The 13,727-nt window shown below is 70.9% G+C and carries 13 protein-coding genes; 1 reads left to right on the top strand and 12 read right to left on the bottom strand.

Features of this window, described 5'->3' with window-relative positions; genetic code table 11:
• The 12 genes from secD to pgsA all read right to left on the bottom strand — a co-directional run bounded on the left by secD (position 1) and on the right by pgsA (position 11,204).
• On the bottom strand, positions 1-1,734 hold the full coding sequence (secD, locus tag LRD69_RS03810) for a protein translocase subunit SecD (RefSeq protein WP_277325125.1): 1,734 nt from the start codon (positions 1,732-1,734) through the stop codon (positions 1-3).
• 147 nt (positions 1,735-1,881) lie between these two features.
• Positions 1,882-2,361 carry a preprotein translocase subunit YajC gene (gene yajC / locus LRD69_RS03815; RefSeq protein WP_277325126.1) on the bottom strand — a complete coding sequence of 160 codons (480 nt, stop codon included), beginning with the start codon at positions 2,359-2,361 and terminating at the stop codon, positions 1,882-1,884.
• A gap of 165 nt (positions 2,362-2,526) precedes the next feature.
• Complete coding sequence (gene ruvB, locus LRD69_RS03820) at positions 2,527-3,588, bottom strand: Holliday junction branch migration DNA helicase RuvB (protein WP_277325127.1); 1,062 nt, start codon at positions 3,586-3,588, stop codon at positions 2,527-2,529.
• Positions 3,589-3,660: 72 nt separating this feature from the next.
• Positions 3,661-4,287, bottom strand: a complete 627-nt coding sequence (gene ruvA / locus LRD69_RS03825) for a Holliday junction branch migration protein RuvA (protein ID WP_277325128.1) — start codon at positions 4,285-4,287, stop codon at positions 3,661-3,663.
• Positions 4,284-4,856 (bottom strand): crossover junction endodeoxyribonuclease RuvC, encoded by a 573-nt coding sequence (gene ruvC, locus LRD69_RS03830; RefSeq protein WP_277325129.1) that lies wholly within the window; start codon positions 4,854-4,856, stop codon positions 4,284-4,286. Before ruvC ends, ruvA begins: the two co-directional genes overlap by 4 nt.
• 191 nt (positions 4,857-5,047) lie before the next feature.
• Positions 5,048-5,800, bottom strand: a complete 753-nt coding sequence (locus LRD69_RS03835) for a YebC/PmpR family DNA-binding transcriptional regulator (RefSeq protein WP_277325130.1) — start codon at positions 5,798-5,800, stop codon at positions 5,048-5,050.
• 62 nt (positions 5,801-5,862) lie between these two features.
• Positions 5,863-6,456: a pyridoxal 5'-phosphate synthase glutaminase subunit PdxT gene (gene pdxT / locus LRD69_RS03840; RefSeq protein WP_277325131.1), complete on the bottom strand. Its 594-nt coding sequence runs from the start codon at positions 6,454-6,456 to the stop codon at positions 5,863-5,865.
• 6 nt (positions 6,457-6,462) lie between these two features.
• The gene (gene pdxS, locus LRD69_RS03845) at positions 6,463-7,383 is read right to left on the bottom strand and encodes a pyridoxal 5'-phosphate synthase lyase subunit PdxS (protein WP_030968722.1); all 921 of its coding nucleotides are present in this window, start codon (positions 7,381-7,383) and stop codon (positions 6,463-6,465) included.
• 251 nt (positions 7,384-7,634) lie between these two features.
• Entirely contained in the window at positions 7,635-8,180 is a 546-nt protein-coding gene (locus LRD69_RS03850; RefSeq protein ID WP_277325132.1) for a hypothetical protein, read from the bottom strand.
• Between the two features lie 263 nt (positions 8,181-8,443).
• A complete protein-coding gene (locus LRD69_RS03855; RefSeq protein WP_277325133.1) occupies positions 8,444-9,604 on the bottom strand; it encodes a glycosyltransferase family 4 protein in 1,161 nt (386 codons plus the stop codon).
• Positions 9,601-10,536 carry a phosphatidylinositol mannoside acyltransferase gene (locus LRD69_RS03860; RefSeq protein WP_277325134.1) on the bottom strand — a complete coding sequence of 312 codons (936 nt, stop codon included), beginning with the start codon at positions 10,534-10,536 and terminating at the stop codon, positions 9,601-9,603. The genes LRD69_RS03855 and LRD69_RS03860 overlap by 4 nt, the downstream gene beginning before the upstream one ends.
• Positions 10,533-11,204, bottom strand: a complete 672-nt coding sequence (gene pgsA / locus LRD69_RS03865) for a phosphatidylinositol phosphate synthase (RefSeq protein WP_277325135.1) — start codon at positions 11,202-11,204, stop codon at positions 10,533-10,535. The genes LRD69_RS03860 and pgsA overlap by 4 nt, the downstream gene beginning before the upstream one ends.
• Before the next feature lie 272 nt (positions 11,205-11,476).
• Between pgsA and LRD69_RS03870 the strand changes: the two genes are divergently transcribed.
• A complete protein-coding gene (locus LRD69_RS03870; RefSeq protein WP_277325136.1) occupies positions 11,477-13,702 on the top strand; it encodes an elongation factor G-like protein EF-G2 in 2,226 nt (741 codons plus the stop codon).
• The last annotated feature ends 25 nt before the right edge of the window (positions 13,703-13,727 follow it).

Genomic DNA, 13,727 nt, shown 5'->3' on the forward strand with positions numbered 1-13,727 from the left:
TCACGCCTCCTTCGGGTCGGTGGGGGCGTGGACACGGCGCGAGCGGCGCAGCGGCGGCTTGGCGCCGAGCCGCTTCGGGTCCAGACCGGACCACGGGTGGCCGCTGGAGAAGAACTTCGTGCGGGCCATCAGCGTCATGACGGGCTTGGTGAAGAGGAACACCACGACCACGTCGAGCAGAGTGGTGAGACCCAGCGTGAACGCGAAGCCCTGGACCTTGCCGACGGTGACGATGAAGAGCACCGCGGCGGCGAGGAACGACACGAAGTCGGAGACCAGGATCGTGCGCCGGGCGCGCGGCCAGGCCCGCTCGACGGCGGGACGCAGGGTGCGGCCCTCACGGATCTCGTCCCGGATGCGTTCGAAGTACACGATGAACGAGTCCGCGGTGATACCGATCGCGACGATGGCACCGCAGACCGCGGGCAGGTTGAGCGCGAAGCCGATGGCCGGGCCGAGCAGCGACATGAGCGTGTAGGTCAGGATGCCGGAGACCAGGAGGCTCAGGAGCGCGATGAGGGCCAGACCGCGGTAGTACGCGACCAGGTAGATGATGACCAGTGCCAGGCCGATGGCGCCGGCGATCAGGCCCGCCCGCAGCTGCTCGCCGCCGAGCGCCGCGGTGACGGTGGTGACGGTCTCCTCGTTGAAGGAGAGCGGGAGCGCACCGTAGGACAGCACGTTGGCCAGGTCCTGGGCGGACTGCTGGGTGAAGCTGCCGGAGATCTCGGCACTGCCGCTGAGCGTCTCGTTCACCTGGGGCGCGGAGACGACCTCGCCGTCGAGCGCGATGGCGAACTGGTTCATCGGCGACTGCTGCGTGGACAGCTTCGAGGTGATCTGCTGGAACTTCTTCGAGCCCTTGCTCGTGAAGTCCATCTGCACGATCCACATGCCGCGCTGCTGGTCGATCGTGGCCTTGGCGCTGTCGACGTCCGTACCGGAGACGGCGGCCGGGCCGAGGACGTACTTGGCGTCACCCTCGGAGCTGCACGCGATCGTGGTGTCGGTCGGCTTCGCGTTGGCACCGGCCTTCGCGCGGCCGGCCTTCGTGGAGCAGTCCAGGGCGGCGAACCGCTTCTGGAGGTCGGCGGTGGCCGCGTCGACCGTGGCCGACGGGCTCGCGGATGCCTTCGGCGCCGAAGCGCTCGGGCTGGGCGAGGTGTCCTTCTTGAGGGCGCCGGTGACGGCGCGGCCCTGCGTCGTGGCGCTCGCCGAGGGAGTGGCCTTCGAGCCGGAGGTCGTCGCCTTCGCGCTGGGCGTGGCGCCCGGCGCGGGCGAGCCGGAGGCCGAGGGACTGGCGGTGTCGGTGGGCGTCGCCTGACCTGCGGTCACGGCGAGCACGGGCCGGAAGTAGAGCTGGGCGGTCGTACCGACCTGTTCCCGGGCCTGCTTCGAGTTCGTCCCCTTGGGGATGTTGACGATGATGTTGTCCCGGCCCTGGGTCTGGACCTCGGCCTCGGAGACACCCAGACCATTGACACGGCGTTCGATGATGCTGACCGCGGTGTCCATGTTGGTCTGGTTGATCGCGTCCGGCTTACCGGGCTGGCTCTTCGCCTTGAGCGTGATCGACGTGCCGCCCGCCAGGTCGATACCCAGCCGAGGCGTGGTGTGACCGGACAAGAACATCCCGCCGGTGAGCGCGACCATCGCGATCAGGATCAGAGCCAGGGCACGCCCTGGCTTGCCCTGACCGCCGGACGGCCCTCGGCCCTTCTTCGGTGCTGCCACCTTCTCGTTTCTCCCTGTCCAACCGCCCCGCGCCGGGTACGCGCCCGAGCGGCCACGAAGTGTTGTGGGGACCTGCCCCCGCAGAAGATCGCACGTTCCGGGGGATGCCGGACGCCGGTCGGCTCACAGCATCCCCCAGGTCGTGACCTACTTGGCGTCGGCCTCGCCGTCGGCCTTGTCCTTGGACTTCTCGTCGGCCTCGGCGTCCTTCGGCTCGACGTCGTCGGCCTCGGCCTTCTTGCCCAGGTCGATCTTGGCGTCGTCCGAGGAGTCCTCGTCGGCCTCGGCCGCCTCGGTCAGCGACGAGGCGTCGTCGGGCACGATGGCGCCGTCGATGTCGTCGCCGTCACCGTGGACGATCCGGTTGTACTCCGCGTCGTCGAGGACGGCGCCGATGGAGTTCTTGGCGTAGATGGCGTGGACGCCGGGTGCGACTTCGAGGACAACCGTGTCGTCGTGCAGCTCCTTGACGGTGGCGTACATGCCCCCGATCGTCCGGACGCCGGTGCCGGGCTGCATCTCGTTGCGCATCTGCGCGGCGGCAGCCTGCTTCTTCTTGGCGGACCGGGTCATCAGGAACATGGCCCCGATGAGCACGATGAAGGGGAGGAGAGTCACGGGATTCACGGGACGAGTTTCCTTCGCACGACCGCGCTGAAATGCGGCCTGATCTACGGGGGTGGGTATGCCGCCCTGTACGGACAGCATCGGCGGAGTCTAAGCGAGTCCGCATCGATGGAACAACGCCCAGCATGGCACCGTGGTTCCTGATGTGGGCCAACCTGTGACGCATCACGCCCCAAAAAGGCCCTGTTGTCCCTTTCCGCCGTGAGGCGGGGGGACGAGGCCCAGATGAGTCCAGGCCGCAGGCGTGGCGACCCGGCCCCTGGGTGTCCTGGCCAGCAGCCCTTCCCGTACCAGGAAGGGCTCCGCGACCTCCTCGACGGTCTCGCGCTCCTCCCCCACGGCGACCGCGAGGGTGGACAGGCCGACGGGGCCGCCGCCGAAGAGTTTCAGCAGCGCGCCGAGCACCGCCCGGTCCAGCCGGTCCAGGCCCCTGGCGTCGACCTCGTACACCCCGAGCGCCGCGGCTGCCACGGTGCGGTCGATCCAGCCGTCCGCCTTGACCTGGGCGTAGTCGCGGACGCGGCGCAGCAGCCGGTTGGCGATACGGGGCGTGCCGCGGGAGCGGCCGGCGATCTCGGCGGCGCCGTCGGCGTCTATCGCCACGTCGAGGAGCCGTGCGGAACGGTGGATCACACGTTCCAGTTCGGCGGGGGCGTAGAACTCCATGTGGCCGGTGAAGCCGAAGCGGTCGCGCAGCGGGGGCGGCAGGAGTCCGGCCCGGGTGGTGGCGCCGACCAGGGTGAAGGGCGGCAGCTCCAGCGGGATGGCGGTGGCGCCGGGGCCCTTGCCGACGATGACGTCGACCCGGAAGTCCTCCATCGCCATGTAGAGCATCTCTTCGGCGGGCCGTGACATGCGGTGGATCTCGTCGAGGAAGAGGACCTCACCCTCCTGGAGGGAGGAGAGGATCGCGGCGAGATCGCCCGCGTGCTGGATGGCGGGCCCGGAGGTGATCCGGATCGGGGCACCCATCTCGGCCGCGATGATCATGGAAAGGGTGGTCTTGCCGAGGCCGGGGGCGCCGGAGAGCAGGACATGGTCGGCGGTCGCGCCGCGGGCGCGGGCCGCCTTCAGCACCAGGTCGAGCTGCTCGCGCACCTTCTCCTGGCCGACGAACTCGTCGAGGTCCTTCGGCCGCAGGGCGGCTTCGACCGCGGTGTCCTCGCCGTCCGCGTCGGCGTCCACGAGCCGCTCGTCGGTGTCGGGTCCGGTCTCGTCCCAGTTCATTCGGTCAGTCCCGCCTCGGGTGTTTCGGTGCCGGGCCGTGTCGCTGCCCGTGCGTCAGGGTGTCGCGTCGGGTCAGCGTGCGCGGTTGAGGGTCTGCAGTGCGGCGCGCAGCAGCTGTGGTACGGGCGGCTGAGTCCCCTCGGCGAGGGCTGCCTCGGCCTGCGGGGCAACGGCGGCGAGCGCTTCGTCGGCCTCGCGTGCCGCGTAGCCGAGGCCGATCAGGGCGGCCTGCAGCTGGTCGCGCCAGGAAGCGGAGACGGCGGTGCCGTTGCCCTGGCGGCCGATACGGGTGCCGACCGGTTCGCCGAGCCTGTCCTTCAGTTCGAGGAGGAGTTTCTGCGCGCCCTTCTTGCCGATACCGGGTACGGCGGTGAGCGTCTTCTCGTCGCCGGTGGACACGGCGAGGCGCAGGGCGTCCGGGCTGTGCACGGCCAGCATCGCCTGGGCGAGCCGGGGGCCGACGCCGCTGGCGGTCTGCAGCAGCTCGAAGACCTGGCGCTGATCGTCGTCGGCGAAGCCGTACAGGGTGAGCGAGTCCTCCCGTACGACGAGGGAGGTGGCCAGCCGGGCCTCCTGGCCGATCCGCAGGCCGGCCAGGGTCTGAGGGCTGCACTGGACGGCCATGCCGATGCCGCCGACCTCGATCACGGCCGTGGTCGGGGCGAGTGCGGCGACGGGGCCGCTGACGAAGGCGATCATCGGGGGACCTTCCGGACGGGAGCTGCGGGTGTACGGGGAACGCGCGGGGTGCGGGCCGCCGCCGCGGCCGCATGCGCCTGCTGGAGGCGGTTGACCGCGGGTGCCCGCCAGATGTGGCAGATGGCCAGCGCCAGGGCGTCGGCGGCGTCGGCGGGCTTCGGCGGGGCGTCGAGCCTCAGCAGCCGGGTGACCATGGCTCCCACCTGTGCCTTGTCCGCACGGCCGCTGCCGGTGACGGCGGCCTTGACCTCGCTGGGCGTGTGCAGGGCGACGGGGATGCCGCGGCGGGACGCGCAGAGCATGGCGACCGCGCTGGCCTGGGCAGTGCCCATCACCGTACGGACGTTGTGCTGGCTGAACACCCGCTCCACGGCGACGAATTCGGGCCGGTGCTCGTCGAGCCACTCCTCGATGCCGCGCTCGATCGCGACCAGCCGGTGGCCGAGCTCCGCGTCCGCCGGGGTGCGCACGACGCCGACGCCGAGCATCGTCAGAGGGCGGCCCGCGACGCCTTCGACGACGCCGACGCCGCACCGGGTCAAGCCCGGGTCCACGCCCAGTACCCGCATGAAGCGCCCCCTCTGCCGATCGGTCAACTGTTCCCGCAGGCTATCGGCTCGCACTGACAATGCGACGGGCCGACGGGGTGTGTCCCCGTCGGCCCGTCGGCTCCGCCTGCGCGGAGGATGCCCCTGTACGGCGGCCGGACGCCGCCCGTCTCCGGGTCGTCCCCGCGGGCGGGGAGGCGTCGTCCTCCGTCTCAGGCGTCGACCTTCTCCATGACCTCGTCCGAGACGTCGAAGTTGGCGAAGACGTTCTGCACGTCGTCGCTGTCCTCCAGCGCGTCGATCAGCTTGAAGATCTTGCGCGCGCCCTCTTCGTCCAGGTCGACCTGCATGGTGGGCAGGAAGTTGGCCTCGGCCGAGTCGTAGTCGATACCGGCCTCCTGGAGCGCGGTACGGACCGCGACCATGTCGGTGGCCTCGCTGACGACCTCGTAGGACTCACCGAGGTCGTTGACCTCCTCGGCGCCCGCGTCGAGCACCGCTCCGAGGACGTCGTCCTCGGTCAGCTCGCCCTTGGGGACGATGATGACGCCCTTGCGGTTGAAGAGGTACGAGACCGACCCCGGGTCGGCCATCGAGCCGCCGTTGCGGGTCATCGCGACACGTACGTCGGAGGCGGCACGGTTGCGGTTATCGGTGAGGCACTCGATGAGCACCGCGACGCCGTTCGGGCCGTAACCCTCGTACATGATCGTCTGATAGTCGACGCCGCCCGCTTCGAGACCGCCACCGCGCTTGACCGCGGAGTCGATGTTCTTGTTCGGGACGGAGCTCTTCTTCGCCTTCTGAATCGCATCGACGAGGGTCGGGTTGCCCTCGGGGTCCACACCGCCGGTGCGGGCCGCGACCTCGATGTTCTTGATCAGCTTGGCGAAGAGCTTGCCGCGCTTGGCATCAATCACGGCCTTCTTGTGCTTGGTGGTAGCCCACTTAGAGTGGCCGGACATCGCCAGCTCCTTACAACGCGTCGCCAGTAGAAATGAACAACGGAGATCCTACCGGGATCCGTTCACCCCTTGGCGCGCACCATGTCGACGAAGAGCGCGTGAACCCGGTGGTCACCGGTCAGTTCCGGGTGGAACGAGGTCGCCAGGGCGTTTCCCTGACGTACGGCCACGATATGTCCGCCGTGCTCGGCGACCACCTTGGCCTGTGCGCCGACCGATTCCACCCACGGCGCGCGGATGAAGACGCCCTCGACCGGGCCGCCGTCGATCCCGGCGACCTCGACGGCCGCCTCGAAGGACTCGTTCTGCCGGCCGAAGGCGTTCCGGCGCACGATCATGTCGATGCCGCCGATGGTCTCCTGGCCCGAGCGCGGGTCGAGGATCTTGTCGGCCAGCAGGATCATTCCCGCGCAGGTGCCGTAGACCGGCATGCCGGCGCGTACCCGCTCGCGCAGGGGCTCCAGCATGCCGAACAGGACGGCCAGCTTGGACATCGTGGTGGACTCGCCGCCGGGTATGACGAGACCGTCGACCTCGGCGAGTTCCTCGGGGCGCCGGACCGGCCTGGCCAGGGCGTCCGCCGAGGCCAGGGCGATCAGGTGCTCCCGTACGTCGCCCTGGAGAGCCAGGACTCCGATCACAGGGGTGTCGCTCATCAGTGACTACCAGCCGCGGTTGGCGTAGCGCTCGGTCTCGGGCAGGGTGTCGCAGTTGATGCCGACCATGGCCTCGCCCAGGTTGCGGGAGGCGTCCGCGATGATCTTCGGGTCGTCGTAGAAGGTGGTGGCCTTCACGATGGCGGCGGCGCGCTTGGCCGGGTCGCCGGACTTGAAGATGCCGGAGCCGACGAAGACGCCCTCGGCACCGAGCTGGCGCATCAGCGCGGCGTCGGCCGGCGTGGCGACGCCACCCGCGGAGAACAGCACGACGGGCAGCTTGCCGAGCTCGGCGACCTCCTTGACCAGCTCGTACGGGGCGCGGAGCTCCTTGGCGGCGGCGTACAGCTCGTTGTTGTCGTAGCCGCGCAGCCGGGCGATCTCGTTCTTGATCTGGCGCAGGTGGCGGACGGCCTCGACGACGTTGCCGGTGCCGGCCTCGCCCTTCGAGCGGATCATGGCCGCACCCTCGGCGATCCGGCGCAGCGCCTCGCCCAGGTTGGTGGCGCCGCAGACGAACGGCGTGGTGAAGGCGAACTTGTCGCTGTGGTTGACCTCGTCGGCCGGGGTGAGGACCTCGGACTCGTCGATGTAGTCGACACCGAGGGACTGCAGGACCTGGGCCTCGACGAAGTGGCCGATCCGGGACTTCGCCATCACCGGGATGGAGACGGCCTCGATGATCTCTTCGATCATGTTCGGGTCCGACATCCGGGCCACGCCGCCGTCCTTGCGGATGTCGGCGGGCACCCGCTCCAGGGCCATGACGGCCACGGCTCCCGCGTCCTCGGCAATCTTCGCCTGCTCGGCGTTGACGACGTCCATGATCACGCCGCCCTTGAGCTGCTCGGCCATGCCGCGCTTGACGCGCGCGGTGCCGGTCGCCGGAGAGTCGGTGGACTGCGGGGTGGTGGGAAGCGTGGACACGGATCGACCTCACTCGGAGAAAAGATGCTGAACGTGCTGATTGATGCGCTGCTCAGCAAACTCTGCGGAACCAGTCCACAGCAAGGGCCAATGGCAGGCCGGTGGATCGTTTTGGCCGTGCAGGGGGCGTGCAGGGGCCGGCAGGGCCGTGTACGGGACGCACGGTGGGACGTCCGGGGAAGGCCGGCCGCGGTCCCGTGCGGGGCGGGCGGGCCTCCGGTGGCGCGCGGCGGGGCAGCCGCGTACGGGCGTCAGCTGACCGGGCGGTCCGCCAGCGCGACCGGCGGTTCGTCGTCCATCTCGACGGCCAGCGGGAACGGCGCGTGCCCGGCCAGCCGGAACAGGCGCACCGTACGGTGCCGGCGCAGCGCACGCGCCGCGCGCACCGCGTCGTTGTGGAACCGCCGCGCCATCGGGACCCGGCGCACGGCTGCGGCCAGCTCGGACGCCGCCTCCTCGCCGCCGGGGACCCCCTTCACGGCCTCCACCTGTGCCGGCTCGCCGAACACCGCGCGCAGCGCGGTGCTGAGCTCGCTCTCCGCGACCTCGCGGTGCTCCTCCTCGGACTGCCGGGCCGCGTGCGCGGCCTCGTACAGAACGATGGAGGCGGCCGGGTCGAGGACTCCGGATGTGGCCAGTTCCTGGGTGACCGAGGCGCGGCGCAGCAGTTGTGCGTCGAGGGCGGCACGGGCGGCGTCGATCCGCGTGTGCAGCCGGTCCAGCCGTCCGGCGGTCCAGCTGAGGTACAGGCCGATCGCGACGAGCGCGACAACGATCCAGATGAGGGTTTCGGTCACGGGCGGCAAGGCTACCGTCGGGCGCGCCCCGTCGGGCCCTGAGGCCCGCGGCCCGGGCCTCAGCCGCCGGACGGGTCCCGGGCGGTCGGCCCCGAGCAGCGCCAGGAGGGACCCGAGGCGGCCTTGGGACGGCCTCGGACAGCTCCGGGGCACAGCAAAACCCTGCGCGGCCGAGGCGCTCGGACAACGCCCCTCAGGCAGCCCCGAGGAGGACCTCGGGCGGCACCGCCGCGAGCCCCGCAGGGCCCCCGGGGCCGACCGTGTCAGGAGCGGGCCAGTCCGAACCGGGCCCGCAGCCCCGTACGCTCGTCCGTCGCCACCGATGCGGCCCCGTCCGTCACCGTCTCGTACACCGCGAGGATGTCCGCCCCCACCGTCGACCAGTCGAACCGTCGCACATGCGCGCGACCCCGGGCGCTCAGTTCCGCGCGCCGCGCCGGATCGCCGAGCAGCCGGATCGCCGCCTGCGCCAGCGCGTCCGCGTCCTCGTTGCCGAACAGCTCGCCCGCCGCGCCCTGGTCCAGCACCTGGGCGAACGCGTCGAGATCGCTGGCGAGGACCGGTGCGCCCGCCGACAGTGCCTCGACCAGGATGATCCCGAAGCTCTCGCCGCCCGTGTTGGGCGCGACGTACACATCGACGCTGCGCAGCAACCGCGCCTTGTCCTCGTCGCTCACCATGCCGAGGAATTCGACGCGTTCGCGCATCTCCTCGGGCAGCGAGGCGACCGCCTCCTCCTCGTCGCCCCGGCCCGCCACCAGCAGCCGGGCGTCCGGACGGGCCGCGAGGATCGCGGGCAGTGCCCTCATCAGGACGGGCAGGCCCTTGCGGGGCTCGTCGATACGCCCTATGAAGCCGATCGTCCCGCCCTGCCATTCGGGCTTGGGCTCCGCCTGGTCGAAGAAGCCGACATCGACCCCGTTCGGGATGACCACGGCGTCGCCGCCGAGATGCTCGACCAGGGTCCGGCGCGCGTACTCGCTCACCGCGATGCGCGCGCTGATCTTCTCGAGTGCCGGCTGCAGGATCGGGTACGCGGCGATCATCGCCCGCGAGCGCGGGTTGGATGTGTGGAACGTGGCGACGATCGGCCCCTGCGCGGCCCAGCAGGCCAGCAGCCCCAGCGACGGCGAGGTGGGCTCATGGATGTGGATCACGTCGAAGGTGCCGTCGTGCAGCCAGCGGCGCACCCGCGCCGCGGACAGGAACCCGAAGTTCAGCCGGGCGACGGAGCCGTTGTACGGGACGGGCACGGCCCGGCCCGCCGACACCACGTACGGCGGCAGCGGCGTCTCGTCGTCGGCGGGCGCGAGGACCGACACCTGGTGACCGAGGCGGATCAGATGTTCCGCCAGGTCCCGGATGTGGAACTGCACACCGCCGGGTACGTCCCAGGAGTACGGGCAGACGATGCCGATCTTCACGGCTGCTCCCCACGGGGTTCGAGGTCGGCGAGCCAGAGCCGCTGCAGCATGTGCCAGTCCTCCGGGTGCTCGGCGATTCCGGTGGCGAAGGCGTCGGCCAGCGCCTGTGTCATCACAGACGTCTTCTCGGCGCGGGTACCTGACACGGGTACCTCGACGGCCGGGTGGACTCGCGCCTTCATCACAGGCGTCTCGTCGTACCCGAGCGTCACAGGCAGCAGCAGTGCGCCGGTCTGCTGGGCGAGCAGCGCGGGTCCGGCCGGCATCCGGGCCGTGTCGCCGAAGAACGTCACCTCCACCCCTGAGGCGGAGAGGTCGCGGTCGGAGACCAGGCAGACCAGGCCCCCGTCGCGCAGCCGCCGCGCCAGGGTGCCGAAGGCGGAACCGCCGGTGTGCGGCAGGACCTCCATGCCGAGCCCTTCGCGGTACGCGACGAACCGGTCGTACAGCGACTCGGGCTTCAGCCGCTCCGCAACGGTGGTGAACGGCACCTTCACATCGGTGGTGACCCAGGCTCCCGCCAGGTCCCAGTTGGCCAGGTGCGGCAGGGCGAGAATCACCCCGCGCCCGGCGTCGAGGCCCTCGATCAGCCGGTGGGCGTCCTTCACCTCTATGCCGGCCTTGATCCGCTCCGGGCTCCACGTCGGCAGCCGGAAGGACTCCATCCAGTAGCGCATGTACGAGCGCATCCCGGCCCTGGAGAGCTCGGCGAGCCGGGCCGGGCTCGCGTCCGGTACCACCCTCGCCAGATTCGACTCCAGTCGCAGCACGCTCTTGCCGCGCCGCTTCCACACCTGGTCGGCGAGGGTACGGAAGAGGGCACGGGCGACCGGCTCGGGGAGCTTCTTGACCGCGCCCCAGCCGAGCCCGTACAGCGTGTCGGTCAGCCGGTCGGTCAGCCCGGCGCTCGACTCCCCCCGGTCGCCGCTCATTGTGCGGCCTCGCTCCCCCGGTCCGCCGCGGCGGCGGCCGCGTCGGCCTCCGCCGACTCGCGACGCACCGTCACCACCCGCTGCACGAGCGTCACCAGGCTGCCGACGGCGACGATCCACAGCGCGATCGGCAGCAGGATGTCGATGCCCGGCACACCGAACGTATGGAGCCCGGCCAGCCCGGCCGCCACCAGCGAGATCACCAGCCGTTCGGCACGCTCGACCAGACCGTTGACCGCGACCGGCAGGCCGATCGATTCGCCGCGTGCCTTCGTGTACGACACCACCTGGCCGCTCGCCAGGCAGAAGATCGCCACGGCGCACAGCACGTTGTCGTCCCCGTTGCCCGCGTACCAGAGCGCGAACCCGCCGAAGATCGCCCCGTCGGCGACCCGGTCCAGGGTCGAGTCCAGGAACGCGCCCCAGCGGCTGGAGATACCGGCCTGCCGGGCCATGTTCCCGTCGACGAGGTCGGAGAAGACGAAGATCGTGATGACGATCGTGCCCCAGAAGAACTCCCCCATCGGGAAGAAGACCAGCGCACCTGCCATCACTCCGGCCGTACCGATGAGCGTGACCGCGTCGGGGCTCACGCCGAGACGGAGCAGCAGTGCGGCGAACGGTGTGAGGACACGCGTAAAAAATGCACGCGCGTACTTGTTCAGCATGGCCTTCCCGAGGGGTCGCTGGGCCGCGCGACCCCTTCGGCCACCGGCGGGCCCATCGTAGTCACGCCCGTGACGGTCCATTCCCCGGGCACCCGTCCGGGTGCCTCGGCGTACGACGTATGGACGCAACCCGACGTGAGTGGAAAGCTCGAATTACCGCGGGCGTCGCCGAAGCCGCCGCGGCGGCTCCTCGTGCCCGTGCCCTTCCATCTCTCCCCCCTCCACGCGCCGGGCAAGCTCCCCGCCCGGCGCACACCACCGGGAGGCACATCATGGGCGACAAGGCTCACGCACACACCGGGGCCGCCGGCAGAGCAGCAACGGCCGACCGGCCCTCCGCCATACGGAATGTGGTGCTGGTCGGCCACAGCGGATCAGGCAAGACCACCCTCGTCGAGGCCCTCGCGCAGACCGCCGGAGCGGTCAACCGGGCCGGCCGGGTCGAGGACGGCGCCACGGTCTCCGACTACGACGAGATCGAGCACCGCCAGCAACGCTCCGTACAGCTCTCCCTCGTTCCTGTCGAATGGGGTGGCTGCAAGATCAATGTGCTGGACACCCCCGGATACGCCGATTTCGTCGGGGAACTCAGGGCCGGTCTGCGAGCAGCGGACGCGGCCCTCTTCGTTGTCTCGGCGGCCCAGGAGGCCGACTCGGTGGCGGGCACCACCCGCGCCGTGTGGGAGGAGTGCGCCGCCGTCGGCATGCCGCGCGCGATCGTCGTCACGCACCTCGACACCGCACGCACCTCCTTCGACGGGATGACCCGGGTCTGCGCCGAGATCTTCGGCGGCGACGACCCCGACGCCGTCCTGCCGCTCTATCTCCCGGTGCTCGGCCCCGAGGGCCCGGACGGGCACGCCCCGCTGACCGGGCTCACCGGACTCCTCTCGCAGCGGATCTTCGACTACTCCTCCGGCGAGCGGAAGGAGAACCCGCCCGCCGAGGACCAGCACACCCCGCTCCAGGACGCCCGCAACCGGCTGATCGAGGGGATCATCGCCGAGAGCGAGGACGAGACGCTGATGGACCGCTACCTCGGCGGCGAGGACATCGACGTCAAGACCCTCATCGACGATCTGGAGCGCGCCGTCGCCCGCGGCTCGTTCCACCCCGTGCTCGCCGCGGCGCCCGCCGCCGACGGAGCACGCCAGGGCATCGGCACCGTGGAGCTGCTGGACCTGATCACCGGCGGCTTCCCGACTCCACTGGAACGCCCGATGCCCGACGTCACGACCCCGCAGGGGGCTATGCTCCCCGCCCCGGTCTGCGACCCGGAGGGACCGCTGGTCGCCGAGGTGGTCAAGACCGCCTCCGACCCGTACGTCGGACGTGTCTCGCTCGTCCGCGTCTTCTCCGGCACCCTGCGTCCCGACGAGACCGTCCACGTCCTCGGACACGGCCTGACCGACCCCGGTCACGAGCCCCGCCCCTTCCATGACGCGGAGGTACGCGTCGGCGCGCTCTCCGCCCCGTTCGGCAAACAGCAGCGCGCGTTGACCAGGTGCATCGCCGGGGACCTGGCCTGCGTCGCCAAACTGGGCAGCGCCGAGACCGGCGACACCCTCTCGGCCCCGGAGGATCCGCTGCTGATGGAGCCCTGGACCATGCCCGACCCGCTGCTGCCCCTCGCCATCGAGGCGCACAGCAAGGCGGACGAGGACAAGCTCTCCCAGGGGCTCGCACGGCTCGTCGCCGAGGACCCGACCATGCGCCTCGAACAGAACCAGGACACCCACCAGGTCGTTCTGTGGTGCCTCGGCGAAGCCCATCAGGACGTGGCGCTGGACCGGTTGCGCACCCGGTACGGGGTGCAGGTCGACGCGGTACCGCACCGGGTGCCCCTGCGCGAGACGTTCGCCGGCCCGTCGGCCGGCCGAGGCCGGCACGTCAAACAGTCCGGCGGACACGGCCAGTACGCCATCTGCGAGATCGACGTGGAGCCGCTGTCCCCGGGTTCGGGCATCGAGTTCGTCGACAAGGTGGTCGGCGGTGCGGTGCCGCGCCAGTTCATCCCGTCCGTGGAGAAGGGCATACGCGCCCAGGCCGCCCGCGGAGTGGCGGCCGGCCATCCGCTCGTCGACGTACGGATCACCCTCCGGGACGGGAAGGCGCACTCCGTGGACTCGTCCGACGCCGCGTTCCAGGCGGCGGGCGCACTGGCCCTGCGGGAAGCGGCCTCCGACACCCGCATCCAGCTCCTCGAACCCGTCTGCGAGGTCCAGGTGCTGGTCCCCGACGGCTATGTGGGACCGGTGATGAGCGATCTGTCGGGGCGGCGCGGGCGCGTGATCGGCACCGAGCAGTCGGGGCCGGGACGCACGCTCGTACGGGCCGAGGTGCCCGAGCTGGAGATCGGCCGGTACGCGGTCGACCTGCGCTCGCTGTCGCACGGCACCGGCCGCTTCGACCGGTCGTACGCCCGGCACGAACCGATGCCCCCACAGCTCGCGGACCGCATGCGTGACGAACAGGAGAGCACCTCGATCGGCGCGTAGCCGGTGGCGCCGCCCGCTCCTGTCC

Origin of the sequence: Streptomyces sp. JH14, from assembly GCF_029428675.1 — a bacterium.
In the GTDB taxonomy this organism is placed as follows: Bacteria; Actinomycetota; Actinomycetes; order Streptomycetales; family Streptomycetaceae; genus Streptomyces.

Excerpts from the sequence above, each read along its gene's own strand:
- ruvB (WP_277325127.1), bottom strand. The coding sequence starts at position 3,588 with ATGAACTGGGACGAGACCGGACCCGACACCGACGAGCGGCTCGTGGAC.
- LRD69_RS03860 (WP_277325134.1), bottom strand. The coding sequence starts at position 10,536 with ATGAGCGGCGACCGGGGGGAGTCGAGCGCCGGGCTGACCGACCGGCTG.
- LRD69_RS03835 (WP_277325130.1), bottom strand. The coding sequence starts at position 5,800 with ATGTCCGGCCACTCTAAGTGGGCTACCACCAAGCACAAGAAGGCCGTG.
- ruvC (WP_277325129.1), bottom strand. The coding sequence starts at position 4,856 with ATGCGGGTACTGGGCGTGGACCCGGGCTTGACCCGGTGCGGCGTCGGC.
- pdxT (WP_277325131.1), bottom strand. The coding sequence starts at position 6,456 with ATGAGCGACACCCCTGTGATCGGAGTCCTGGCTCTCCAGGGCGACGTA.
- pgsA (WP_277325135.1), bottom strand. The coding sequence starts at position 11,204 with ATGCTGAACAAGTACGCGCGTGCATTTTTTACGCGTGTCCTCACACCG.
- LRD69_RS03870 (WP_277325136.1), top strand. The coding sequence starts at position 11,477 with ATGGGCGACAAGGCTCACGCACACACCGGGGCCGCCGGCAGAGCAGCA.
- ruvA (WP_277325128.1), bottom strand. The coding sequence starts at position 4,287 with ATGATCGCCTTCGTCAGCGGCCCCGTCGCCGCACTCGCCCCGACCACG.